We start from the raw sequence: 23,979 nt of genomic DNA on the forward strand, positions 1-23,979 counted from the left end.
ATTTGAACCGATCGCTATAGCTATAGCCAACAGGCTTAGGACGGGGTGCAGGGGTGAAACCCCTGCGTGGGGGCGCAGCCCCCACCCCCCCTGTCCTAACAGATCTGTCTATGGCTATATCTACTCTAGCCTGGAACGATAACTGGTATTGCCTGGGGAATGACGCGAAACTGAGCTGGCGTGTATGTGGTTAGCTCGCCATCGGTGTTAATTGGGCGCGGCTTGCGGGTAGAGATAGTAACCTCTCGGCAATGTAGCGATCGCACGTTGCTCGCCCTACCGTGTTCGCCGCGCCACAGTGACGGCAACAGGAAAGCAATTTGCCACCAGTGCATCACCTCCAAGCTATAGAGATCGAGCCTGTGGTCATCAATGGCAGCGTCGGCAGCAACCGCCATACCACCACCATAGAACCTGCCATTACCAACGGCAATCTGGAGGGTTTTGACCTTAACTGATTCGCCACTCTGACTGATGATGGCGGAAAAGGGGCGAGATTGCCAGATTGCTTGCAGGGCAGCTTTGGCATAGGCAAGTACGCCCCAGCGACTTTTGGCTTCTTTGGTCAAGTGGTTGGTAATTTTGACGCTCAAACCGAGGCTGGCTACGTTAAAGAAATACTTGCCATTCACCCAACCTAGATCGATGCGGCGAACCTGACTCGTGGCGATCGCTTTACAGGCATCAATGGGTGAGGCTGCGATCCCAAGCGTTCGTGCCAGGTCATTGGCAGTACCGAGCGGCAGAATTGCCAGAGGAATTTGGGTGTCTACCAAACCAGCCGCCGCTGCATTCAGCGTACCGTCACCGCCTCCTATGACGACTAGATCGACGCGATCGCGATATTGGCGAATTAAATCCGATAAAGCTTCAGGATGCTTGATGGGTTCTTCAATTAGTTTGAGACCTAGTAATTCCAGTTGCGCTGCGATCGATACAGCATAGCGCTGCCCGTTACGCGAATGTCGGTTTACCAGTAATAAGGCATTGTAATAGTTCATGACACTCGAAAGCTATAACTAGATGGACTTTTACTCTTCAGGCCAAAAGGTGTCGGTTAGTACTGCCGCCCTGCCCTCAACAATTCAATCGTCTGCTCTATCCAGAGATTAAAGTCTTCTTCATACGCGATCGCAGGCTTGCTGAGTGTCATTTCACTGCACCCCAAATATTTTAGAAATTTATGGTTACTGTAAAAAATCCGTTGACGTAGGGGGCAGGTTTGGCCAGAGAGCTATTGATACAAGTCAACAACTTTTAGCCAAACCTGCCCCTACATGCAGACATCAACGAAAATTTTATAGGTGGAATTTATTTTAATATGTCCGGAGGGGCATCTATTTTTCCGGAATTGTAGTCATCCCATACTTGATTCAATAATTTGCGCCTGTCTGGGGTGACATCATCGTAGGCTTGGAATTCTGCTTTGAGCAACTTCTTAAATAAAGGCCGCTTGGCAAGACTCAATAATTCTTGCAATTCCGCCTCGGTAAAATCGGACTCCAGGCGAGCAACGTATTTAGCCTCAGTGCGTTTCCAGCCCGCACCCTGCACTAAAACCTGATGCAGCCAGGTATAAAACTTGGGTCTGCTTGTCGGCCCAACTCCCATATCCACAATACCCATGAAGTGTAGATCGTAGCGCTGAGCTATACCAAATTCAGTAAGAACTTCTCTAGCCAATTCTTGTTTTGATTTAGTTGCTGCGGCCACTTCCGAGCGCACTTCCTTTGGTGTTTGCGCTTGGGATACTTGTTGGGAATTAGCCGTACATGCTGTCAGCAAAAGACAGCTAGCTAGCAAAACTTTTGGTAACCAAAAACTAACTTCGATTGCCTTCATAATTCAGTAAGTTAGGATCTCAAGCCTGATAATCTAGTTATTAGCCGTACTCGTTAACAATTAAATTCCGTTTTTACTGTCAGAATTTTAGATAGCTCATGTCTCTTAGAGTATACGGCGATCGCCCGATCCAAACATTACCAGGACTAAAAACGCGCCCCACGCCCAGCCGCGTTCGAGAAGCCGTATTTAACATTTGGCAGGGTAGAATAGAACATTGCCGCTGGCTGGATATATGTACGGGATCGGGAGCGATGGCAGCGGAAGCTTTGTTGCGCGGTGCAGACGCAGTCGTAGGAATCGAACAATCGGGGGGAGCGTGTAAACTAATTAAACATAACCTGGAAAAGATCGTTAGGCCAGCTCAGTTTTTTAACATCCATCGCGGTGACGCGCTCAAAGTTATTCCCAAGTTAGTATCTCAACCATATGCTCAATTTGACCTGGTCTATTTCGATCCGCCCTACCAAAGCGATTTGTACGAGGCTGTTCTTACCGCCCTTCCTCCCCTACTCGCTACCGATGCCACAGTTGCTGTGGAACATTCTCCCTCTCGCTATTTAGCTGATGCCATTGGCGATCTGGTCAAGCGCGATCGCCGCAAGTACGGTCAAACAGCCATCACCTTCTATGAATTAACACAACCCATAGCTATCATCTAAGCAAATCTAAATTATGTCTTCAGTTAAGTTCAATTTATTTAGTTGGGAATTGTTAAGAAGGGATTGGCGTGATATCGATCTCTTTTTGATATTTATTCCAGTGGCTTTGACAATTGTCGGCGCGATCGCCATTCATAGCTCTGCCATCAACTATTCCAATTTAAATTCCTATTGGTTGCAGCACCTTATCATCGGCGGCATCGGTCTATTTATTGTGATGTCACTGGCGCGCTGGCAATACCAGCAACTATTGCATTTACATTGGATTACCTACTTTATCACCAACGTATTTTTAGCGCTCGTGCTGGTAGGAGGTACATCCGCCAATGGGGCACAAAGCTGGCTGACAATCGGTGAATTTAATTTTCAACCTTCTGAATTTGCCAAGGTGGGAGTGATTATTACTTTGGCAGCGCTGTTGCATAAGCATCCAATCAAGCAACCTTCAGATATCGTTCAGGTGATTTGGCCGCTACTATTACCCTGTGCCTTAATCATGAAGCAGCCGGATCTGGGCACTTTCCTCGTGTTCTGCGCGATCGCTCTCGGTATGCTGTATTGGGGCGGTACTAATTTGGGGTGGATATTACTGATTATTTCACCCTTAATTTCACTGATCCTATTTAGTGTTTTCATTCCGGCATGGCTGGGATGGGTGGGGTTGATGGGAATTGTTGCTTGGCGAACGCTACCCTGGATGAGAGTAGTCGGCTTTTTGAGCGCGGTGGCAGTAAATCTGGTCTCAGCCCAAGTGGGAACTTTTGTCTGGTCTTTATTGCATGACTATCAGAAAAAGAGGCTTTTGTTGTTCCTCGACCCCACACAAGACCCCCTGGACGGTGGTTACCATTTGATTCAGTCCCGCATTGCGATTGGGGCGGGAAAAATTTGGGGACGCGGAATTATGCACGGTACTCAAACCCAACTGAGTTTTATCCCCGAGCAGCACACGGATTTTATTTTCTCCGCGATCGGCGAAGAAATGGGGCTTGTGGGTTCTATGCTCGTCCTGATTGCATTTTTAGGAATTTGCTGGCGTTTATTAGTGATTGCCGTTAAATCTAAGGATAATTTTGGTTCTCTGCTGGTAATTGGCGTTTTTTCGATGGTGCTTTTCCAAGCTACGATCAATATCGGTATGACCATTGGAGTTGCCCCCATTACGGGCATTCCTCTACCGTGGCTGAGTTACGGGCGATCGGCACTGCTCACTAACTTTATTGCCCTCGGTTTAGTCGAATCAGTGGCAGCACATCGACGTATGATTAAGTTTTAGCCTGCACAGGCGATCGAGATATTAAATGAACTGCAAAACAGTCTTTCTTAGCTTGCTGCCTGCATCCAGTACAAGCTCAGTGAAGTGGTTGAGCCTGTAGCCACGCATAATTGAGAACGCACAGGCAGATCTTTTATTCATTCAGTCGCAGCAACTGTGAATACACCCTGACAAGAACATCTACCGTTTGAGACTATGAGGCTATCCAGAGCAAACTGGTCGCCAAGCTTGAGTAATAATCTTTCCAGTAAAGCTTTAATATCCGGGTCTGAAGATGGTTGAGGTACTTTATCGCCTAATGCGTCTGTCACGATCGCCGAGCTAAGACACTGCTGCAAATCCTGCGGTTCAATTGTTAAATCCAACTGTACTTGAATTGGGTCTAGCAGTTTTAATGGCTGACCTTTGAGGATTTGGGGAATATTTAAATTAATGCCCGCCGCCACAAGACTAATGGTACTGAGGCTAAGACCTTGGTAAACAATGCCTTGACCGCTGACCTCCGCTTGCGGTACCTGACCTTGCAAAATCTGGCGATTGGCACCAAGAATTTTTATGTCCAGTTCTTGTAAGGCTTCAACCTGCGATCGCAGCCACAACTTAATTACCGGACAGAGGACAGAGCTAACAATCGAAGCCATAGGGTATAAATTAACTTTTGAGAACTTGCGGGCAAATTGAACCTGGTAAACAGTTAAGCAGTCATACTTTTATAGCTTTAGACAGATTATTAGTACAGGGGGTGTGGGGGCTGCGCCCCCACCGCAGGGGTTCTACCCCTGCACCCCGTCCTAAGTCTGTTGGCTATAGCTATAACAGCTTAAGGTTACATGAACTCGATCGCATGCGCCCTATGAATGAATCTAGTTTCCAAGATCGTGGCTAGAGGAGAAAGCAGCGAGCTATCCGATCGCCAATTGGTAGATCTGTGCTTGCAAGGTAATACCCAAAGCTTTGCTAAACTCTACCAACGCCATCAACAGCGAGTGAGGTCAACCCTATATCAGCTCTGCGGTGCTGAGGCACTCGACGATTTGGTACAGGAAGTATTTCTGCGCGCCTGGAAAGGTCTAAGTAAGTTTAGGCAAACAGCACAGTTTTCCACCTGGTTATATCGCATTGCTTGGAATGTTGCCTGCGATGGGCGCAAATCGATCGCCAGGACGCGATCGCGCACGGTAACAACCGATGATGACCAGATCCAAAGCATACCGGATCGCTCGGATGCCAGTACATCTAATCCCGCTCTGGCGAAATTGCACTACCAGGATCTCGTTCAACGAGGTCTGGAGCAACTCAGCCAGGAACATCGCACCGTAGTCGTACTGCACGATCTAGAAGAATTGCCGCAAAAAGATGTAGCAGAGATTCTAGAGATACCTGTGGGTACGGTTAAGTCACGTTTATTTCACGCTCGCACTGCTCTCAAGCAGTTTCTGGAATTGCAAGGGGTCGAAATATGAATCGCAATCGCACTAATTCTAATAATGACTCTGGCGATCGCCTCGATCGCGATCTCAGTTATGAAGATCTGCGACTGGTTGCTTTTCTGCGGCAAAACAAGCCGATTGCCCCAGAGCCTGTCATTAACCTGGAGCAGCGCATTATGGGTGAGATTAGCAGACAAGCTATGCCACCACAAATTAAACCCGCACGAAAACTTTGGCGTAAAGGTTTGCTAGTTGCCTCCGGCGCGATCGCGGCAGGCATCATGTCTGTATGGGCAGTCAACCGTCAAATGCAGCCAGCCACAATTAGCGAAGCAGATCGCACTCAAATCGAAGCGTCTCTGATCGAGAGTTGGTCGGCCTCAGTTGGTGAAGATATCGATGAGACTACCAATTCATATCTGGTTAAGGATCTGCATAAAGAAACCAATGAAACCTTTGAATAGACTTTACCGCGCCAAAACTAAATTATGGGGGAATCCATGAACCGTAAATTCCATCAATCTATTGCTGCTGCCCTAGCAATAACTATAGCTACAGGTATTCCTACAACCCATACCTTGACCCAGCCATCTCAAGCTCAAGAGATTGGCGAAGCTTCTGGCAAACTGCTACAGCAACTAAACCTGAGTAACGATCAGTTACAACAAATTAAAAATATTCGCTCTAGAAATAACTCGGAAATCAGATCTAGCAGGCAAAGAGTGCGCCAGTTGCAACAAGAAATACAAGAGTTGATGTCTGGCACTGCCTCCAGCGAGCAAGTAAGAGCTAAGTTTAATGAATTGCAATCCGTAAGACAACAAGCAGCTAAATTACAATTCGAGCAAACGCTAGCAATGCGAGAAGTTCTAACCCCCCAGCAACGCGCTCAATTAGCCCAACTCATAAAGCAACGCCGAGAAACCAGACACAACCGTCGTTGATAGGGGTTGGTGTACTCCTTACAGTCTTGCTATACTGACCACCCCCTATCACCTACCCCCCGATTCAACTAAGGGAGTTGCAGGTTGATAGGATACCAATGTAGGGGCGAACGGCCGTTCGCCCCTACTACAGAGGCGCATTCCCGATCGTGGTAGGTTATTTAATTGCGGATCCCTAACCCCCAAATCCAAGAATATTGTTAAAGACTCAGCCATATTTGTGAATTTCTCTTAATATGTGCCATAAGTAACTGCTCATAGCAATTAAACATTTAATTATGGGTAGCTATCGTGGCATGTATAAAGTTCCTAAAAGCTTGATATGGCTGATTCATTTTTGTTCAAATCCGTTTCTGAACCTGTAGTTCTAGTCCGTCGCTTTGCATTTTCACTGGCGATCGCTACTTTCTTTTTGATGGCACTGGGTAGCGCTACCAGGGTGATGAATGCTGGGTTATCCTGTCCTGACTGGCCGCTTTGTTATGGCGAGCTCGTACCTGCGGCGCAAATGAACCTGCAAGTGTTTTTGGAGTGGTTCCACCGCCTGGTTGCCTCCACTGTAGGTCTACTCACGGCAACATTTTTGGGCATAGCGCTTTGGTATCGCAAGTCACTGCCTCGGTGGTTGCCTGTCGCAGCAGGCTGGGCATTTTTCCTAGTGCTATTTCAAGGCATTTTGGGCGGTCTCACAGTTACAGAACTACTGCGTTTCGATATCGTGACTGCCCATTTAGGTACGGGCTTGATGTTCTTTTGTACCTGGTTGGTCATTACAGTAACCCTTTTACCCTATCAAGCCTACAACACTGTGGGTAAGCTACCCTGGTTTGGTAGTGCGGCAGCAGCGTTTGTTTATCTGCAAAGTATCCTGGGGGCTCTGGTTGCCTCTCGCTGGGCAGTACACCAATGTCTCGCTGGAGCTGAGCTATGCAGTGTCGTCAACACGCACATAGCTGGAGTTGTTCCTGCTAGTCTTTCTACCTTAGCGGTTATTTATCTATCCTGGCGCACGACCGCCCTGCATCCCGCACTGCGCAGGCTTGCCTATACCGCTGGCATATTTTTGTTAATGCAAGTGGCGATCGGTATCGGCACCTATATGCTGCATCTCCAGATTGAACCCCTGACAGTTTTGCATCAAGCGGTTGGCGCTGCTTTGCTCGGTACATTAGTTGCCTTTACCGCTTTAGCATGGCGCGATCGCACCGAAGCTGCCTGAATCGCCATTCGGGATCGATTATCCCTAGCTTACCTGGCGACTAGAATTCGCGGCTATACAAGCAAAGTCCGCGCAGCCGGACTTCAAGGACATCCGATCGCTGAAAGCTGAAAGCTAATCGCTATAAAAACTTACAACTGAAACCATGCAAGAAATTATTTGTGCTGATGCGCCCAGACGCAATCAAAACATCGGAGAGATCTTTCTGAGTTATTACCAACTAACTAAGCCTCGCATTATTGTTTTGTTGTTGATTACGACAGTAGGTGCGATGTGGATTGCAGCCCAGGGGAAGGTCGATCCTTTGCTGTTAATTATGACGGTAATTGGTGGCGCGCTAGCGGCTGCGTCGGCGAATGCGATCAACTGCCTTTACGATCGCGATATCGACTACATCATGGAACGCACTCGTTTCCGCCCGATTCCCTCCGGGCGCGTTAGTCCTAGAGATGCTCTGTTGTTTGCGATCGCGCTGGCTGCGATTTCTTTTACGCTGCTCTACACGTTTGCCAATCTTTTGGCAGCACTGCTGGCTATGTCCGGGATCGTGACCTATGTCGGCGTATATACTTGCTGGCTCAAGCGTTCCAGTACGCAAAATATCGTGATCGGCGGTGCGGCTGGCGCGATTCCACCGTTGGTTGGCTGGGCGGCGGTGACCGGCGATCTGAGTTGGGCGGCATGGGCTTTGTTCGCAATTATCTTTTTCTGGACTCCGCCGCATTTTTGGGCATTGGCACTGATGATCCGCGATGAATATGCCAAGGTAGGCGTACCAATGCTGCCTGTGGTCGTGGGGGATGAGCCGACCACGAAGCAAATTTTGCTGTATAGCATTTTGCTGTTACCCATCTCTTTGCTGCTAGTTTATCCATTGCACGTGATGGGCCTGGTTTATGCTGCCTTCGCTCTTTATTTAGGTATTAGCTTTATTGTCAAAGCATGGCAGCTAGGGAAAACTCCTAGCGATCGCACCGCTGCCCGTTCTGTTTTTAAATATTCGATTCTATATCTCATGTTCCTCTGTATTGGCATGGCGATCGATAGTCTGCCGATTACACATACGGCGATCGCAACCATATCGCAATACTTAGCCTCAATTATTCCCCAGTCCATAAACTCCTAAATTTACGCTCGCCCTTATGCAACCGAATCTAGCGCCATGCTGGTTCGATTTCTTGCTAAGGACTGAATTCGCTCCGTAAAGATATAGCTATAGCCAACAGGTTTAGGACGGGGTGCAGGGGTTCCACCCCTGCGTGGGGGCTGCGCCCCCACACCCCCATGTCCTAACAGATCTGTCTATGGCTGTTAAACTAAGATCGACAAAGCGAGCCGATATGGTTATCGCTGCCTTAATGGCGATCGTGCAGGTATGCTAGAAACATTGATTTCTGCTGGATAACCAAACATGTCCTCGATCGCTCTCGAAATTCTGTTAATTCTCCTGTTAACTATTGTCAATGGGATCTTTTCAGGATCGGAGATTGCAATGGTTTCGGCCCGCAAAGTTCGATTGGAGCAGTTAGCAGACCGAGGCAGCCGTAAAGCACAAGCTGCGCTGAAGCTGGCAAACGATCCCAATGATTTTCTCTCAACCGTGCAAATTGGCATTACGCTGATTGGCATTCTCAGTGGTGCAGTGGGCGGTGCCACGATCGCTCAACGATTAAAGGTTGGATTTGATGCCATTCCTGCTTTGCATCCTTACAGCGAGGGAATTAGCGTTGCGATTGTCGTAGCAGTTATCACCTATCTGTCGCTGACGATCGGCGAATTGGTCCCAAAACGGATTGCCCTTAACAACCCAGAGCAGATTGCCTGTAATGTTGCCAGACCCATGCGTTTTCTTTCCCGCTTGACCGCACCTATCGTTCATATTCTAGGTGTTTCAACAGATACCTTGCTCGGGCTACTGGGGATTAGACCTTCAAACGAACCCGATATTACTGAAGAAGAAATCAAGGTGTTGATTCGGCAAGGAGCGGAATCTGGGATGTTTGAGGAAGCCGAGCACGAGATAGTGCAACGGGTTTTCCGGTTGAGCGATCGCCCGATTAAAGCAATTATGACTCCTCGCACCGAAATTGATTGGTTGGACATTGAGTCAACTCTGGAGGAAAACTTGCAAGAAGTGATGAACAGCAACCGCTCTCGCTTTCCGGTGGGGCGGGGTAGCCTGGATCGCTGCATTGGCGTAGTTCGTGGTCGTAATTTGCTAGCCGCGCAACTGTCCGGTCGAGCAACTAACCTGGAGGCGATACTTCAGCCACCTTTGTATGTAGCAGAAAGTGCCCGTGCCCTCAATGTCATCGAACAGTTTAAGCAAACAGGAGTTCATCTGGGGTTAGTGACAGATGAATACGGTGGCATTGAAGGCTTAGTAACTCTAAATGATTTGATGGAAGCGATCGTGGGAGATCTGCCTTCTGCGGAAAACCAGGAAGAACCCTTGATTATTCAACGGGAAGATGGCTCCTGGCTGTTAGATGGTTTATTGGACATCAACGATTTGAAAGACCTGCTCGAACAAGAGTCATTACCAGACGAAACCACGGGCAGTTTCCACACTTTGGGTGGGTTTGTGATGCATTTCTTAGGTCACATCCCCCAATCTGGCGAGTATTTTGAATGGAGCGGACTGCGCTTTGAGGTCATGGACATGGACGGTAAAAGGGTTGATAAGATTTTAGTTACGATACTGGTTTCTGGGGGACTTTCCAAAGATTAGCAGCCCCGGAAATTACCTCTAGCTCTTTACCCTGGGCGCGAAAATGCGCGCGGAGCCTGGCTGAAGGGCGAAATGCGAGCCAGTCCGAGTATGATGGCGATAAGTTTGGTATGCCAGTCTTACTCAAGAGTTCTAAACTGACGCGATCGCTCAATAGATAGCTGAGCGATATTAGATCGCCTAACATCGTACCGTCGTCGCCTTCGTCAACAATCAGTAAAGGTTTGGCTCTCTGATTCACTAATCTGGCAGTTTCTGCATTAAAGTAGCTAGGGATATTACTCCACCATGTTTCTGCCATTGCACTCACGGTGCAGGAGGCAATGCTACAGGCAAATAAACTGACCAGAACTAAGCGCCAGAAAAATTGGCTGTAGGTTTTGCCATAGGTCTCGATCTTAGTTTGGATATTATTCCAGACATTATTGAGGGGCGATCGCTCCAGATTGCTACCGATTAAATAAGCTACAGCTAATTGAACACCCGGATAGCAAGAGATCAGATAGCGGCTGACCGAACTGCGCCGTCCGCCCAAAAGCAGATCCGGCAGTACCAACATCAAAAAAGGCACGAAAATTGACGTGACTACAAATAACCAGGTTTGTCGCTGCGTTTGACGGCATACTGCCCAAATTCCTGCCAGAATCGTTAATAGGATTGGTAATCGAATTACATACGTCCACGCATTATCAAAACCAACATCGAGATCTAGAAACAAAGCTGTAAAGCTGAGCATCCACAACTTGAAATTAAAAAACCAGTCTGTAGCTCCCGATGCCCAATTCGTCGAGCTTAAGGCACGCTGATAGTTGCCCATCAGTACCAGGATCCAGGGCAGATATAAAACTAGCGATCCTATTGATGCCAGTAAATACCTGTAAAAGAAATTTTGCGATCGCAGTAGCTCCACTTGAGAACGTCCAACTTCTGACTTCACCCTCAGGCGATGCGATAGTGGCAGTTGCAGCAGCAGCAAATAAATACCGTGACCGATTATAGTAAAGCTAAAAAATGGGTGCGTATACAGTCCCAGAGCATTAGTCGCAGCATAAACACTCCAACTACTGACACGCTTTAATCGCATGGCTCTTAGCAGACACAAACTACTGGCGATCGTGGTGACGGTCAGCAAGCTATATTGCCTGGCAATTTGAGCAAATAGCACGTCAAACGGCGACAGAGCTAGTAATGCTACAGATGTAAGTGCAATTGGGCGAGAACTGAATAGCTCGAGTGCCAAACTATAAATTAATGGCAGCGATAGCAAACTAATCAGAACTGCTAAAAGCCTCATCATGGCAATGTCGCTACCAAATACCTGCATCCAGGCACGAGACATCAGATAGTACAAGGGCGGGTGCTGCGGATCTTCTTTGGCCAGCGAGGCGATCGTATCGCCAAAATCGCTACCTGGCTTAATCCGCTGAAATTTCAAGAGTTCGTTGGGCTGTACGTTCTGGTTACTAAAAATCTGCTGACCCATTTCAAGGCCAGTGTAGCCTGCCGCACGTAAAGAAGTGTAAACTTCATCGTGCCAATACAATTTACGATCCAGTGGATATAGCCTGAACCCAACTCCAATTACAATTGCTCCGATCAGGACGATTAGCAGTAAAAGATGAGTTATTTTGCCGCGTCCGCGTTCTTGATGTGGAAACTGCATTTTTGGATTAGTTATACTGGCCAAAAATATAGACGCAAACTTTGTAAATTTGGGCAAGCTTATAAATTACGGTACGATCTTCGACATCAACCAGAACTTTCAGCCATGTTGAATGCTGCCGTTGTGCGATCGAAACCCCACCGCAATGAGCATTCCCATGCTAACTCTTCGAGCACAGTGCAGGGCTTCCCGCATGGGTTATATTTAATGTTTATATTTCAGTTTGACTGGGAGGATTAGTTTTTGGCCAGCAGTTGCTTATTTACATCCGAGTCTGTTACAGAAGGTCACCCAGATAAAATTTGCGACCAGATCTCAGACACAATTTTAGACGCTTTGCTCAGTGACGATCCCACATCGCGGGTTGCGGCTGAAGTAGTAGTCAACACGGGCTTGGTATTGATCACTGGTGAAATTAGCACCAAAGCTCACCACATTAACTATGCAAACCTGGTACGCAAAAAGATTGCGGAGATCGGTTATACAGATGCAGAAAACGGGTTCTCTGCCAATAGCTGTGCCGTGATGATTGCCCTGGACGAGCAGTCGCCAGACATTGCTAAAGGTGTAGACGAGGCAATGGAAAAGCGCGAAGGTCTAGAATCTGATGCTGCCCTCGAAGCGATCGGGGCTGGGGATCAAGGCATTATGTTTGGGTTTGCCTGCGATGAAACCCCCGAAATGATGCCCATGCCGATCGCTCTAGCCCATCGCATTGCCCGCCAGTTAGCAGCCGTGCGTAAAAGTGGCGAAATTCCCTACCTCCGACCTGACGGCAAGACTCAAGTAACCGTGCTCTACGAAAATGGTAAACCTGTCGGTATCGATACGATCCTGGTCTCCACGCAGCACGCGCCCACCGTGCACGGAGTCAGCGACGAGCAGGAAATTCAAGCCATCATCAAAACAGACCTCTGGCAAAAAGTAGTACAACCTACATTTGTCGATACCATCGTCATTCCAGACGATCGCACTAGATTCCTGGTCAACCCCACCGGGAAATTTGTCATTGGTGGCCCCCAGGGCGACGCAGGTTTAACCGGACGCAAAATTATCGTCGATACCTATGGTGGGTATGCCCGTCATGGCGGCGGTGCCTTCTCCGGTAAGGATCCCACCAAAGTCGATCGCAGTGCTGCCTATGCCTGCCGCTATGTAGCCAAAAATATTGTGGCAGCAGGATTGGCAACTAAGTGCGAGTTGCAGGTGAGCTACGCGATCGGGGTTGCCCGTCCCACCAGCCTCACGGTTGAGACCTTCGGTACAGGTACGGTATCCGATGAAGTGCTCTTGCATCTAGTCAAAGATAATTTCGATCTGCGACCCGCTGCCATCATCAAAAACTTTGACCTCCAGCACTTACCTGGCCAACGCAACGGGCGCTTCTACCAAAATGTCGCCGCCTACGGCCACTTTGGTCGCAACGATCTCGATCTACCCTGGGAAAAAACGGACAAGGTCGATATTTTGCGAAAAGCTCTTTGATGGAGCGTAGGGAAAAATTTAGGTGAATTGTTGCCCTAATTCGACGGGATTGTGCACGGTGATCCGTTTTTTAGAGATGGAAATCATCTTGTCTTTACGGAGATCGCCTAGCAGCCTGGTTACGGTGACGCGGGTGGAGCCGATCGCTTCGGCAATTGATTGATGTGAAAGTTTTAGATCGATAGTGACACCGTCGGCACTAGGGGTACCAAAATCGCGACAGAGAATCAGTAGGAAACTGACCAGCCGCGATCCCATGTCGCGGTGCGCTAAAGTCTCGATCATCATTTCAGTTTGCAGAATGCGCGAGGATAAACCGCGCAATAGCACCATTGGTAGTTCGGGATCTTCTTTTAGAGCCTTTTCAACATGTTCGATCGGTACTGACAGCAACTCTACCGGCGTAAAGGCAACGGCGTGGTAAAAGCGATCCGATCGGTTGCCGGTAATCAGTGAAAGCACCCCAAATACACTGTTCTCGCGCAGCAAGGCGACAGTAATTTCTTCGCCTGCTTCATATACTCGAGACAGCTTCACCGCGCCGCGTACTAAAAAGTAAAATCTTTCAGCAGGATCTCCAGGGAAAAAGATGGTCTTACCACGTTCAAAGGTTTCCACCATCGGTGGAAACTTTCCTCCATTCATTTCACGGAAGACATCGGCTAAAGGACGTTCTTGCGTTATTCCCATTTATCCCTAAAACTATCTGTTTAACAATACTTAAACTTACTACATAAATGTATTTTGTATCATTATGTACTTTTCTGTTGTAATTTTAAGCACAAGTGCTTATATAGCTATAGCCAACAGGCTGAGGACGGGGTGCAGGGGTTCCACCCCTGCGTGGGGGCGCAGCCCCCACACCCCCATGTCCTAACAGATCTGTCTATGGCTATATCCCCGTGTTGTGTGAAAAATTCTAAGTTTGTTTGTGACATTACCCCCTCAAAACTAATCGATTGATTAGAATACAATCTAGAGCGTTCATTAGATATGTGCGAGTGTTGGTATTTTGTGCCTATTAAGGGAGGCGCGTTTAAATAATGTCCCCACTGTAGGATGCGTTAGGCGATAGCCGTAAAGCATTGTGGGTATCTTATTTTCATGCAAACCCCTAACCAGCTAATAATTGGCATACAGCAAGATAGACACAGTCAGTGATATTACAACAACTTCAACTTTAATAATCGCAGAATTAACTATAAAGCTTGGTAGAGGTAACTGTGGAACATATTCCCATCCCATCTCACATTCATTACGAGCTATTGCTACAGTTGTTAGAGCGGCAAACTCTGCCAGCGATCGCATCGTCAGATCGCTTCTCTAGAGAGCAGATCCAGTCAACAATCGTCATGCTACGCAAAGCACTGGCTCTGCAAAAGCAGTTTGAGTCAATTTGCGAACAGCAGGGCAAGAACATTAGCTATCGTTGGTCGCTAAACGATCTCCCCCTTGACAGTGGCAGGGATCTGGCTGAATACACTGCACAAAAAAAACATTAGTATTCAGCTATCATAGGACTTGCCAAAGTTAATTTGCCAAATTGCCACACTGCGCGTGAAACCAAATCAAAGTCAAACTAATCTGGAATCATCGCTAGACGCAACTAAGCCCACATCTGCTTCCTCTGGCGATCCGCCCGACCAAAATACCACTCTAAAACTGGGGGTGGACAAAGTCGCGACGACAAAAAGCAAGCGGCAACCCGCCAGATCGGGGCTGGGGCAAGCCACACAGTTGCAGTTGCTCACCGTGGGTTTATTGGTCTTAATTGTGGGATTGCTGATGGGCGTGTTTGCGAGGCTACTTACTATTAAGAACGATATTGGTGGCGAACAACCATCCCCAGTTACCAATAATCGCGATCGCGCGCCTTCAGGCAATTCTCAAACTACTAGCAGCAATTTGAGTGCAGCCCCAGAGAAAATTAATCGCGATCGCTTTAACCAGATTCAAAAAGGCATGACGCTCAAACAGGTGGAGGAAATTATCGGTTCTCCTGGCAAGCTAATTGCCGATAGCAGTACCTCAGAGGAAACGGGACAGGTATATTCCTGGAAAAATCCGCAGGGCAGCAACGCTATTATCGAGTTCAAAAATGGCAAGGTTGTGGCCAAAGCCCAGGCGGGACTATAGACCAACCCCCAGCCACGCCCGCAAATTTTCACTTTGGCGAGCCGAAGGCTCAGCAATGGGAACGAGATTGTAGCGATCGCTCGCGGGAGGCTGTAGTTCCAGGTTGGTGCGATATACCAGATCCTGTTTAAACAGAGTCAGTTCGACGCTCGCGCCAGGTTCAAATTGCCGCAGGCGATCGTTCAGCGTATCGATAGCAACGCGAATGCCATTAATGGCAAGCAGTTCGTCCCCCGGATCGATGCCAGCAAGCTGCGCGGGAGAGTTGGCCTCTACGGATTTAACTGCCGATATACCGTTGCCTGGTTTGAGGGTCATGCCAGTATAGGGAGGGAGATCCTGGGTAGGTGCTGGTTGTACTTCCAGTCCAAATGGCTCCAGATAGAAGTTATAGTCCAGTTCCTGCGTACCGTATAAATAAGCCTGCCAGAAAGATTGCAGATCGATGCCCGCAACAGAGGCGATCGCTGCTTGTAAATCTGCTTCTGTAAAACCAATCTCGTCCTTGCCAAACCGTTCCCACATCAAACGCATGACGTTATCTAAAGAAGCCCGATTTTGAGTTTGCTGCCGGATCGCTAGATCTAGAAGCATGGACACCAATTCGCCTTTGAGATAATAGGAGATCTGGTTGTTGGTGCTGTTGGCATCGGGGCGATACAGCTTAATCCAGGCATCCAGACTAGATTCGCTTAATGGTTGTACGTGCCTGCCGTAGGTGGTTTGCAGGCGCGTAATATTATCGCTCACCAGTTTGAGGAAATGCTTGACATCATAAATTCCAGCTCTTAGGGGGATAAGCAGATCGTAGTAACTGGTCGTACCCTCGCAAAACCAGAGGGAAGGCGTATAACTCTCGCGATCGTAATCAAAGGTTTCCAGGGCTTTGGGGCGAATCCGCTTGACGTTCCAGGTGTGGAAAAACTCGTGCGCCACTAAATTCAGAAATCGCAGGTAGCGATCCTGGCGAAATCCTAACCGTTGATAGTTCAAGCAACAGCAGTTTTTATGCTCCAGGCCGCCGTTGCCGCTGGCAGACAGATGCAGCAAGAACATGTAGCGATCGTAGGGCAAGCCGCCAAACAACTCCGCCTCAGCGGTAATAATCGCCGTGGTATCTTGAATCGTGCGCTGCGGCTCCAGGTTGCCCTCTCCCCAAATTACAAGAGAGTGTGGCTTATCCAGGACGGTAAAGTCATACCGTTTGTGGATGCCAATTTCAAACGGGCTGTCCACTAAGGTATCGAAGTCTGCAGCGTAGTAGGTATGCGGTTCCCCTAACACTGGCGGTAGAACTGTGGCGACTGCCCAGTCTGGATGAGGTGGTACGATTTTAACGGTTAACGGTTGGCGTTCTCGACCTGGGACAAAGAGAAAAGTGGCAGCACCATTAAAATAACCGTGAGTGCGATCGAGGTGATTGGTTCTGACGGTTAGCTCGTTCGCAAAAATTTTGTAGCTAATTGCAATGCGATCGCTGCTTTCAATCCGCCATTGATTCTTCGAGACTTTTTGCCATGCTAGTGGCTTCCCCTGCCCATCTACAGCTTGAAAGTCTTGCAAGTGCTTGGCATATTCGCGCACGAGGTAGGAGCCAGGAGTCCAGACGGGTAGGCGTACCTCTAGATGCTCTCCTTGCCAGCGATCGACTGTAAATTGAATGTGGAATAAATGCGTATCTGGCTGTGGCATGGAGACTACAAACTGCCAGGGAGTAGTTTGCAGATCTGCTTGCGGGTCTTCAGGTCGATCCGAAGGCAAATTATTTTGTCTTGTCGATCGATCCGCCAATAGTTCGTCTTCTTTATCCTTAGCCATGAGTGCTCCTTACAGTACAGCGCGATTGACAGTGCAAAACGGAAACAATTACTGAAGCGATCGCAACTGTTCTCGAAATGCCATCACTGCATCAAACTGTTCTTCAGGTTTAACGTAGCTGGCTAACAATTGAATATCGCAATTGGGTAGTAATTCACTGCTTGAAAGCTGCTCGTAACCGTCCTCACGCAAATGGTTAATCCGAAACTGTCCCGCTTCCCAAACCCAAACTTCCTTAACGCCCAAACCCCGATAGATTTCCAGCTTATCAACCAGACCGCTGGTTAACACAATCTCGATCGCCAGATCGGGAAAGTCTTTCTTTTGCCCTAAGCAATAACATTCATCAGGTTCTAGCCCCCGCTGTTTGGCCATTTTCCGAAACGTCGCCGAACCGATACAGTGATAACGAATCCTAAAAGTTTGAAAAAATGCTTCCAGTAACATGCGAATTGTGCTTTTCAACTCTTCATGCAACGGGGATGTGGTCATAATTTCCAAACTTCCTTCTAAGTAACTTAACCGCAATGCCGGAAAATCATCCCCTAGGGTAGCTAGTAGCAATTCATACTGCTGCCAACTCACCCCTTCCAGGAGGAGGCGCTGTTCTGCCGGAACCTGAGCGATCGCGGGTGTCATTACTTGGACGGTCATGACTCATCTCCAATAGGTGCCTTCATTTTACTATTTTCTCTTCAAAAGTGCATGGCTGCGATCGCAGCCATGCACTGGCAAAAGCTTATCTCACTTCCACGCTCTCGATGATATTGGTGCGAGGGTTGTGATTGAGCGTAACGCGGTAGCTGCCATCGGGGTTAACCAGCGTGAAAACTACACGACCTCTACCGTCAAGGGAGGGTTGGTAGCCAGCAAACCGAATTTGCGAGATCGCCTGCTCGATGCGTCGCCCCACAAATTGCCGTTCTACTCTCTGCCTGAGCCGTTCTGCCGAGGGATTGGGGGAATATTGAGGATCGTCGCTATCCTCACCAATCCGTCGAATTACCGCCGATGCGACCGCATCATTGAAGTTAGTCAAATTGTGACGACCGGGTTGCAAGGTAATCGAGTTTCCACTCTGGTTGTATCCCGTATATAAAGTGACTTCGTATCCCTTCGGTACGATGACGCTGGATATACGCCTGGTAAAGTAGGGCGGGACGGCATAATAGCCAGTTCTGTCCACTACCAGGCGATCGCCTCTGTAATTAAAGTCATCGAAAAACTGTACTTCTCTGCGACCTGGAATTGGAGCATTATCAGGATTGTTTGCCTCTTGTACGTCTCTAACCACGAGCGATGACACTACGTCATTGAACCCGGTCAAATTATGGCGACCAGCCCTGAGTACAATCGATCGCCCCCCCCGCTCGTAATGTTCGTAGAGAGTGACCTCGTATCCCTTGGGAACGATAATACTAGAGAGGCGATTGTCGAAGTAGCGGGGAATAGCATAGTAACCCGTGCGATCTACTACCAGGCGATCGCCCTGATAGTCAAAATCCTGATAGAGTTGCACTTCTCTGCGACCGGGGATGGGAGTGGGATTCTCAGCACTAATCTGTCTAATTACGACAGAGGAAATTCTGTCATTGAATCTACTAACATTATGACGGCCAGCCCCTAGCTTAATAGAGCGCCCAGCCTGGTTGTAATCTTCATAGAGAGTAACTTCGTAGCCGCTGGGGACGATCAAACTGGAGATCTTGTCGTTGAAGTAACCGGGCATGGCGTAGTAACCCAGAGTATCGACCTTTAGACGCTCCCCAGTAAAATCGTAGTCGCTGAAGAATTCCACTCCTGGCTTGTCATTCTCATTTGGACTTTCAGCTACGCGTCTAACAAAGACTGAGGTAGCAAGATCGTTAAAGTCGTTCAGATTGTGGCGACCGCTTCCCAAAGACACGGCACGACCAGCCTGGTTGCGGTCTTCGTAGAGCGTAATAGAGTAGCCATTGGGAACTACTATGCTAGATACCTGACGGGTAAAATAGCTGGGCAAAGCATGGTAGCCAGGACTATCCAGTCTCAATACTTGCCCGCTAAAGTTGTAATCCCTAAATAACTCAACTGCCTCCTGCGCGCGCGCTGGAAGCGCTCCCCCTATGGTTGCGCCAGCTACAGTAGTCAAGACAGCCATTAGAAACTTCTTTGTAGTACTCATAACCCGTTTGTGTTTATTGTGTTTGCGTGCGTTTTTGCACCAATTATTGTGGAACAAAAGAACTCTATTTCAAGAGATATAGCTGCGTCAATAAAGATCGGAACAGAGTGCAGAAATAGAATCCCTGCATAGGATTTAAACCCCACACCCCTATACCTAAACTCAATTGAACTATTGCCGTAGTTGGAACTAAACCAGGTTGGTTAGAGTATTAGCTATCTGAACTTGTTTTTTGTTCCTTCAATTGATATCAAACTACTCGGAGCTAAGCAACCCAAGCAATGCTTTTGCAAGCAATCTTAAACTTGCTAATAACTACCTTATTAGTTGGGGGCTGCAAACATTGATATCCCTGTTTGCGTACCCACTAGCTAGTGACGCTGATGGGAATACTCAAGTTCCTTGAGTCTATGACTTCCCAAGCTTGTATTTCCTAGAGTTAGAAATTGCTACAGAGCGCGACCTTTGCCCTTTGTGTTTCTAGTTTGCCCGAGGCCGGAACGGCGCAGGCAGTTACCAGCGCGATCGAGGATCGCAGCTTTGCCAGTTAGTTTGGGGCGCAGGCCGCGACCCACCATCTTTAAATTGCCCCCAAAGCTTTTAGCGTATCTTTCTGGGCTTCGTTCAAACCCCGAGAATCCTTAATATTCATGCCTTCGTAGGGCTTCGGCGGAATTAGTGTTTTCAGGCACTCGCCTGTCTTGACATCCCAAAGGCGAATAGTTTCATCCTGGCTCGCACTGGCAAGCATGTGTCCGTTGGGATGAAAGCCAACACCCCAAATCCAATTGGTATGACCTGTGAGGGTGTGCAAATGTTCCCCTGTATGTCGATGCCAGAGCTTAATTGTCAGATCGAAACTGCCGCTAGCCACCGTATCGCCATCAGGGCTGAACCTGACCGCTGATACAGAACCAGCATGCCCTCGCAAAATTTGCGGGCTGGTTTCGGCGCGAACATCCCATACCTTCACCGTTAGCCCCATGCCGTTACTGAGCAGCGTTTGACTGTCTGCGCTCCAGTGCAGGGAAGATACCCAGCTTTCATCTTCTTCAAATGCTTTAAAACATTGCCAGGTGCTGGTATCCCATAGCTTGATGCAGCGATCGCTGCCACTGGCGATCGCTTTTCCGTCGGGACTCCAGGCCACTGAAAATACCCAGCCCGTATGTCCTTCTATGGTTCTGAGACACTGCCCAGTCTTGATATCCCAAATCTTAATCGTATTATCGGCACTTCCACTCGCCAGGGTTTGACCGTCTGGACTGAAGGTGACATAAAAGACAAAACCCGTATGTCCGCGCAAGACGATCGGGCATTGCCACGTACTGACATCCCATACTCGCACGGTGCGATCGTAGCTGCCACTAGCAAGCCAGCGGCTATCTGCGCTGAAAGCTAGAGACATGACAGCATTGGTATGCCCCTGTAAGGCTTTGATGTATTCCCCCTCGGCATCGTACAACATTACCGTCTGGGCATCGGTGCTACCTGCTAAGTATTGGCCGTCTGGACTGAACGTCACCGACCAGAAGTTGCTAGCATAGCCTTGAAAGGTTTTGAGGCATTGTCCGGTAGCAACCTGCCACAGCCTGACGGTATGGTCTTCTCCCGCACTGACCAGCGTATCCCCGCGCAGGCTAAAATCTACCGTCCAAATTCGCCTGCTGTGCCCCTGCCATGTCTGCACGCACTGACTGGTTTCGATTTCCCACAAACTAATGGCAGGCGATTCACCCGCCACCGCTAAGGTGCGACCATCGGGACTGAACGCCACCGACCAGACAAATCCAATTTGAATTCCTTCTATGGTTTTCCAGCACTCGCCCGTGCTGACCTGCCAGAACTTTACAGTTCTATCCCCACCACCGCTGGCCAGCAGTTTCCCATCAGGACTCCATGCTACTGCCCAAACTTCACGGGTGTGACCTTGCAAGACGTACAAACACTCCCCCGTGTTGACATGCCAAATCCTAATCGTTTGGTCTTCGCTGCCACTAGCTAGCAAAGTTCCATCAGGGCTAAAGAACAACGGACGGATGACGTTGGTGTGCCCTTCCAGAGTTTTCAGGCACTTTCCATCCTTGACATCCCACAGTCTAATCGTGCCATTGATATCGCTACTTGCCAGCAGTGTGCCATCGGGACTGAAACTGACGAGATTTCGCATGTGTGGTTCGTCTAGGGTATGCAAACACTGACCCGTACTGATATCCCAGAGTTTGATGGTGGCATCGATCCCGCAACTGGCGATGTTTTTGCCATCGGGACTGAATGTGGCAGAGAGCACCCAGCCGATGTGACCTTTAAAGTTCTGGATTTGTCGTCCTTCTTCTATACTCCAGAGACGCACGGTTCCAGTTCCATCGCTCGTGACTAAAAGTTTGCCATCGGGGCTAAATTCCGCGCAGAGAATGTTCAGCATGGCTTCGCTAAATGTCGATTTGGCGAAGTGGGCGTTGGAGAAATTGACGCGATGAAAGCGATCGCTCTGGAGTTGTGCTTGCCAAATCGCTAAATTGGAGAAGTCATAGCCTGTCAGATCGACTTGCATTTGGCACAAGAGATTGATTAAATTTCCACCAAGGTAACCAGGTGTATGAGAAAAATTTTCCTGCCAGTTAGCGATAATCTGCCTGAAGCACCTGTCAATTGCCGCGAGGCTAAAACTGGTTCGCAAGTTGGTAGCGATCGGTTCTAAAATGATGCGAATTTGGCTGGCTCTCACGTAGTCCTTCGCCGTAGCTTTCAATAAAGCATAACGATTCAAGAATTGAATGTCGCCAGTTTTTAGCTCTGCGATCGCGTTCTCGATTAAACGATCGGTGACGTATTCCATGACCACAGGTTGTTGGGTAAAGCCTGCCGCACTTTGTTCGATTAGCGATCGACGCACCAAAGATTCTAATGCTTCCATTAATTTCCTTTTGGATGCGGTCGGTACGATATCTTCATATAGCTCGGATAGCGCCACAGGCTCGCGATTAATTGCCAACCAGGACATCACCTGTTTCTCTAGATCGGTGGAGCGACCGAACTGCCGATCTAACATGCCCCAAATGCCGTTAAAGGCAGATGTCGCCTGTTCCAGAAATTCCTCAACCCGACCTGCAAATAATTCGTGGATGGAAGTGGCAACGATTTTTAAAGCGAGGGGATTGCCGCGATAGATTTCCACCAGGCTTTTTTGCGATGCTTCCGAACCAGAGAGTCCTTTTGCCCTCAAGACTTCTAGCGCTTCGTTCGATAGCAAACCCGACAGGTAGAGCGATCGCACGGATGTTGTAGCACCTTCTGACAGAGCGACTTCTTCGGGGCGATCGCGGCTGGTCAGAACCAGACAGCTTTGATGCTGTTCTTCGGCAATTCGGTGTAGGATGTCGCCATACTTTTCGTATCCTTCACGATAACTGCCTACGAGTTCGTTATCTTTGAAGAGGGATTCAAAGTTATCGAAGATCAGCAAACAACGGGAGGAACGCAGATATTCCATCAATCGTGCGATCTTGCGATCGGTTGAGTCTGAGAAGTCGAGGTCTTGCCCGTGGGAGAGGAATTTAATCAGGGAGGCGAGCAGATCGGCGATCGGGGGTGCGTTGCGGAGACTGCGCCAGATGACGTACTCAAATTGTTCTTCGATCTGCTGGGTTAGCTTGACGGCTAGGGAGGTCTTGCCAATCCCACCCATACCCAGAACGGCAACCAACTGAGCGCGATCTCCAAGTATCCAATCGCTCAGCGTGGCGATTTCCTCGGCGCGTCCGTAAAAGGTGACAACATTAACAACCTCTGTTAAGTCCTGAAAATTGAGCGGAACTGCGGGATGCAGCTCGCGGACGGGAGGAGGGGATGTTGAAATGGCGCGATCGCGGGCATATCGTTGCAGAGCGCTACGAATATTGCTTTTGCTAACTTTCCGCCCCAAAGCCTTTGTCAGCTTTTGCCAGAGATTGGCCCCAACCCGCTTGATGTGTTCGGCATCGTAGCCTGCCTGGACGGCAATTTCGGGATACCCCATACCCTCCCAAGCGAAGCGAAATACTGTTTCCTGGATGTCGGTCAGGTGTTCTGGTGCAAGGGCTTTGTCTACTAACTCAAGGGCAGTCTCGGTGTTCATTCTGTCACATCAGTGAGGTAATGCCGCACGTATGCCCAGAAACATTTAGGGACTAATTGCGATCGCTTCACCCAATTTTAGGGTTTTACACGGCTTTAAGATACATAATGCTACTTTCTTAAGCTTTTGTTAATCTAAACCTGCCACCTTTTGCCGCTGCTAATCTCAAACAGTTTTCATAGCATAAAGGCTGGTTAAGTTTTTCAGTACAAATGCAAGTTAGATATGAGGTGCCGCTACCTCTTGTCTAACAGTTTTACCCAGCGGCAGGAGATTCGAAATGCCAAAAACAAGCTACGCAAACGCAAACGTCGAATGGTCGGATACTTCAGTGCATGACACAGTAGCACTGCGCCCAGGTGGAGGGCCAGTGTCTCATTTCTGCGCCTTCACCAACCCTAAGAACCCATTTGGGAAGTCAAGAAAAGCTTCTTTTAGTCACATTGCTACCATGTAAGAAGTCAGCATTTCAGTACCATACATCCCCTGAAG

General features: G+C 48.5%; 22 protein-coding genes. 11 read left to right on the top strand and 11 right to left on the bottom strand.

Features of this window, described 5'->3' with window-relative positions; genetic code table 11:
• Positions 1-125: 125 nt before the first annotated feature.
• From PSE6802_RS0100235 to PSE6802_RS0100240, 3 genes are all read right to left on the bottom strand, one after another.
• Positions 126-1,001: a lipid kinase gene (locus PSE6802_RS0100235; RefSeq protein ID WP_019498062.1), complete on the bottom strand. Its 876-nt coding sequence runs from the start codon at positions 999-1,001 to the stop codon at positions 126-128.
• A gap of 56 nt (positions 1,002-1,057) precedes the next feature.
• Positions 1,058-1,153 (bottom strand): DUF29 domain-containing protein, encoded by a 96-nt coding sequence (locus tag PSE6802_RS34575; RefSeq protein WP_162139180.1) that lies wholly within the window; start codon positions 1,151-1,153, stop codon positions 1,058-1,060.
• A 158-nt stretch (positions 1,154-1,311) separates the two neighbouring features.
• The gene (locus tag PSE6802_RS0100240; protein WP_019498063.1) at positions 1,312-1,842 is read right to left on the bottom strand and encodes a hypothetical protein; all 531 of its coding nucleotides are present in this window, start codon (positions 1,840-1,842) and stop codon (positions 1,312-1,314) included.
• Between the two features lie 98 nt (positions 1,843-1,940).
• Here PSE6802_RS0100240 and rsmD point away from each other — a divergent pair, with 98 nt between their 5' ends.
• Both rsmD and rodA read left to right on the top strand, forming a co-directional pair.
• A complete protein-coding gene (gene rsmD / locus PSE6802_RS0100245) occupies positions 1,941-2,504 on the top strand; it encodes a 16S rRNA (guanine(966)-N(2))-methyltransferase RsmD (RefSeq protein ID WP_019498064.1) in 564 nt (187 codons plus the stop codon).
• Between the two features lie 13 nt (positions 2,505-2,517).
• On the top strand, positions 2,518-3,780 hold the full coding sequence (gene rodA, locus PSE6802_RS0100250) for a rod shape-determining protein RodA (RefSeq protein ID WP_019498065.1): 1,263 nt from the start codon (positions 2,518-2,520) through the stop codon (positions 3,778-3,780).
• Between the two features lie 137 nt (positions 3,781-3,917).
• Here the strand turns inward: rodA and PSE6802_RS0100255 are convergent, their stop codons facing one another.
• On the bottom strand, positions 3,918-4,421 hold the full coding sequence (locus tag PSE6802_RS0100255) for an LmeA family phospholipid-binding protein (RefSeq protein ID WP_019498066.1): 504 nt from the start codon (positions 4,419-4,421) through the stop codon (positions 3,918-3,920).
• Between the two features lie 216 nt (positions 4,422-4,637).
• On the opposite strand from PSE6802_RS0100255, the gene PSE6802_RS0100260 reads away from it, so the two are divergent.
• The 6 genes from PSE6802_RS0100260 (at position 4,638) to PSE6802_RS0100285 (ending at position 10,104) form a co-directional block, all read left to right on the top strand.
• Positions 4,638-5,243, top strand: a complete 606-nt coding sequence (locus PSE6802_RS0100260; protein ID WP_019498067.1) for a sigma-70 family RNA polymerase sigma factor — start codon at positions 4,638-4,640, stop codon at positions 5,241-5,243.
• A complete protein-coding gene (locus tag PSE6802_RS0100265) occupies positions 5,240-5,674 on the top strand; it encodes a hypothetical protein (protein WP_019498068.1) in 435 nt (144 codons plus the stop codon). The genes PSE6802_RS0100260 and PSE6802_RS0100265 overlap by 4 nt, the downstream gene beginning before the upstream one ends.
• Before the next feature lie 36 nt (positions 5,675-5,710).
• Positions 5,711-6,154, top strand: a complete 444-nt coding sequence (locus tag PSE6802_RS27150; protein ID WP_019498069.1) for a Spy/CpxP family protein refolding chaperone — start codon at positions 5,711-5,713, stop codon at positions 6,152-6,154.
• Between the two features lie 322 nt (positions 6,155-6,476).
• Positions 6,477-7,373 (top strand): COX15/CtaA family protein, encoded by an 897-nt coding sequence (locus tag PSE6802_RS0100275; RefSeq protein ID WP_019498070.1) that lies wholly within the window; start codon positions 6,477-6,479, stop codon positions 7,371-7,373.
• A gap of 145 nt (positions 7,374-7,518) precedes the next feature.
• Positions 7,519-8,499: a heme o synthase gene (locus PSE6802_RS0100280; RefSeq protein WP_019498071.1), complete on the top strand. Its 981-nt coding sequence runs from the start codon at positions 7,519-7,521 to the stop codon at positions 8,497-8,499.
• Between the two features lie 285 nt (positions 8,500-8,784).
• Positions 8,785-10,104, top strand: a complete 1,320-nt coding sequence (locus tag PSE6802_RS0100285) for a hemolysin family protein (protein ID WP_019498072.1) — start codon at positions 8,785-8,787, stop codon at positions 10,102-10,104.
• Here PSE6802_RS0100285 and PSE6802_RS0100290 read toward each other — a convergent pair.
• Positions 10,067-11,767: a glycosyltransferase family 39 protein gene (locus tag PSE6802_RS0100290; RefSeq protein ID WP_019498073.1), complete on the bottom strand. Its 1,701-nt coding sequence runs from the start codon at positions 11,765-11,767 to the stop codon at positions 10,067-10,069. The two genes, PSE6802_RS0100285 and PSE6802_RS0100290, sit on opposite strands and share 38 nt — an antisense overlap.
• 243 nt (positions 11,768-12,010) lie before the next feature.
• Between PSE6802_RS0100290 and metK the strand changes: the two genes are divergently transcribed.
• A complete protein-coding gene (metK, locus tag PSE6802_RS0100295; protein ID WP_019498074.1) occupies positions 12,011-13,252 on the top strand; it encodes a methionine adenosyltransferase in 1,242 nt (413 codons plus the stop codon).
• Positions 13,253-13,270: 18 nt separating this feature from the next.
• Here the strand turns inward: metK and ntcA are convergent, their stop codons facing one another.
• Complete coding sequence (gene ntcA, locus PSE6802_RS0100300) at positions 13,271-13,942, bottom strand: global nitrogen regulator NtcA (RefSeq protein WP_026102960.1); 672 nt, start codon at positions 13,940-13,942, stop codon at positions 13,271-13,273.
• Between the two features lie 533 nt (positions 13,943-14,475).
• On the opposite strand from ntcA, the gene PSE6802_RS0100305 reads away from it, so the two are divergent.
• On the top strand, positions 14,476-14,754 hold the full coding sequence (locus PSE6802_RS0100305; RefSeq protein ID WP_019498076.1) for a DUF5340 family protein: 279 nt from the start codon (positions 14,476-14,478) through the stop codon (positions 14,752-14,754).
• Positions 14,755-14,773: 19 nt separating this feature from the next.
• On the top strand, positions 14,774-15,388 hold the full coding sequence (locus tag PSE6802_RS32390) for a hypothetical protein (protein WP_019498077.1): 615 nt from the start codon (positions 14,774-14,776) through the stop codon (positions 15,386-15,388).
• On the opposite strand, the gene PSE6802_RS0100315 is transcribed toward PSE6802_RS32390, so the two are convergent.
• The 5 genes from PSE6802_RS0100315 to PSE6802_RS0100335 all read right to left on the bottom strand — a co-directional run bounded on the left by PSE6802_RS0100315 (position 15,383) and on the right by PSE6802_RS0100335 (position 23,487).
• The gene (locus tag PSE6802_RS0100315) at positions 15,383-17,206 is read right to left on the bottom strand and encodes a M61 family metallopeptidase (protein WP_019498078.1); all 1,824 of its coding nucleotides are present in this window, start codon (positions 17,204-17,206) and stop codon (positions 15,383-15,385) included. The genes PSE6802_RS32390 and PSE6802_RS0100315 overlap by 6 nt on opposite strands.
• 48 nt (positions 17,207-17,254) lie before the next feature.
• Entirely contained in the window at positions 17,255-17,860 is a 606-nt protein-coding gene (locus tag PSE6802_RS0100320) for a Uma2 family endonuclease (RefSeq protein WP_019498079.1), read from the bottom strand.
• 85 nt (positions 17,861-17,945) lie between these two features.
• Positions 17,946-19,346 (bottom strand): peptidase inhibitor family I36 protein, encoded by a 1,401-nt coding sequence (locus PSE6802_RS0100325; RefSeq protein WP_225902619.1) that lies wholly within the window; start codon positions 19,344-19,346, stop codon positions 17,946-17,948.
• A gap of 473 nt (positions 19,347-19,819) precedes the next feature.
• A complete protein-coding gene (locus PSE6802_RS35130) occupies positions 19,820-19,948 on the bottom strand; it encodes a hypothetical protein (protein WP_019498081.1) in 129 nt (42 codons plus the stop codon).
• A 2-nt stretch (positions 19,949-19,950) separates the two neighbouring features.
• Positions 19,951-23,487, bottom strand: a complete 3,537-nt coding sequence (locus PSE6802_RS0100335) for an eIF2A-related protein (protein ID WP_019498082.1) — start codon at positions 23,485-23,487, stop codon at positions 19,951-19,953.
• Between the last annotated feature and the right edge of the window lie 492 nt (positions 23,488-23,979).

The sequence above is a fragment of the Pseudanabaena sp. PCC 6802 genome (assembly GCF_000332175.1).
Taxonomy (GTDB): domain Bacteria; phylum Cyanobacteriota; class Cyanobacteriia; order Pseudanabaenales; family Pseudanabaenaceae; genus PCC-6802.

Bases quoted from the DNA above. Each gene is read 5' to 3' on its own strand.
- PSE6802_RS0100260 (WP_019498067.1), top strand. From the start codon at position 4,638: ATGAATCTAGTTTCCAAGATCGTGGCTAGAGGAGAAAGCAGCGAGCTA.
- ntcA (WP_026102960.1), bottom strand. From the start codon at position 13,942: ATGGGAATAACGCAAGAACGTCCTTTAGCCGATGTCTTCCGTGAAATG.
- PSE6802_RS35130 (WP_019498081.1), bottom strand. From the start codon at position 19,948: ATGGTGGGTCGCGGCCTGCGCCCCAAACTAACTGGCAAAGCTGCGATC.
- PSE6802_RS0100235 (WP_019498062.1), bottom strand. From the start codon at position 1,001: ATGAACTATTACAATGCCTTATTACTGGTAAACCGACATTCGCGTAAC.
- PSE6802_RS0100255 (WP_019498066.1), bottom strand. From the start codon at position 4,421: ATGGCTTCGATTGTTAGCTCTGTCCTCTGTCCGGTAATTAAGTTGTGG.
- PSE6802_RS0100280 (WP_019498071.1), top strand. From the start codon at position 7,519: ATGCAAGAAATTATTTGTGCTGATGCGCCCAGACGCAATCAAAACATC.
- PSE6802_RS0100285 (WP_019498072.1), top strand. From the start codon at position 8,785: ATGTCCTCGATCGCTCTCGAAATTCTGTTAATTCTCCTGTTAACTATT.
- PSE6802_RS0100335 (WP_019498082.1), bottom strand. From the start codon at position 23,487: ATGAACACCGAGACTGCCCTTGAGTTAGTAGACAAAGCCCTTGCACCA.
- PSE6802_RS0100315 (WP_019498078.1), bottom strand. From the start codon at position 17,206: ATGGCTAAGGATAAAGAAGACGAACTATTGGCGGATCGATCGACAAGA.
- rodA (WP_019498065.1), top strand. From the start codon at position 2,518: ATGTCTTCAGTTAAGTTCAATTTATTTAGTTGGGAATTGTTAAGAAGG.
- PSE6802_RS0100265 (WP_019498068.1), top strand. From the start codon at position 5,240: ATGAATCGCAATCGCACTAATTCTAATAATGACTCTGGCGATCGCCTC.
- PSE6802_RS0100275 (WP_019498070.1), top strand. From the start codon at position 6,477: ATGGCTGATTCATTTTTGTTCAAATCCGTTTCTGAACCTGTAGTTCTA.
- rsmD (WP_019498064.1), top strand. From the start codon at position 1,941: ATGTCTCTTAGAGTATACGGCGATCGCCCGATCCAAACATTACCAGGA.
- PSE6802_RS0100240 (WP_019498063.1), bottom strand. From the start codon at position 1,842: ATGAAGGCAATCGAAGTTAGTTTTTGGTTACCAAAAGTTTTGCTAGCT.
- PSE6802_RS34575 (WP_162139180.1), bottom strand. From the start codon at position 1,153: ATGACACTCAGCAAGCCTGCGATCGCGTATGAAGAAGACTTTAATCTC.
- PSE6802_RS27150 (WP_019498069.1), top strand. From the start codon at position 5,711: ATGAACCGTAAATTCCATCAATCTATTGCTGCTGCCCTAGCAATAACT.
- PSE6802_RS0100320 (WP_019498079.1), bottom strand. From the start codon at position 17,860: ATGACCGTCCAAGTAATGACACCCGCGATCGCTCAGGTTCCGGCAGAA.
- PSE6802_RS0100325 (WP_225902619.1), bottom strand. From the start codon at position 19,346: ATGGCTGTCTTGACTACTGTAGCTGGCGCAACCATAGGGGGAGCGCTT.
- PSE6802_RS0100290 (WP_019498073.1), bottom strand. From the start codon at position 11,767: ATGCAGTTTCCACATCAAGAACGCGGACGCGGCAAAATAACTCATCTT.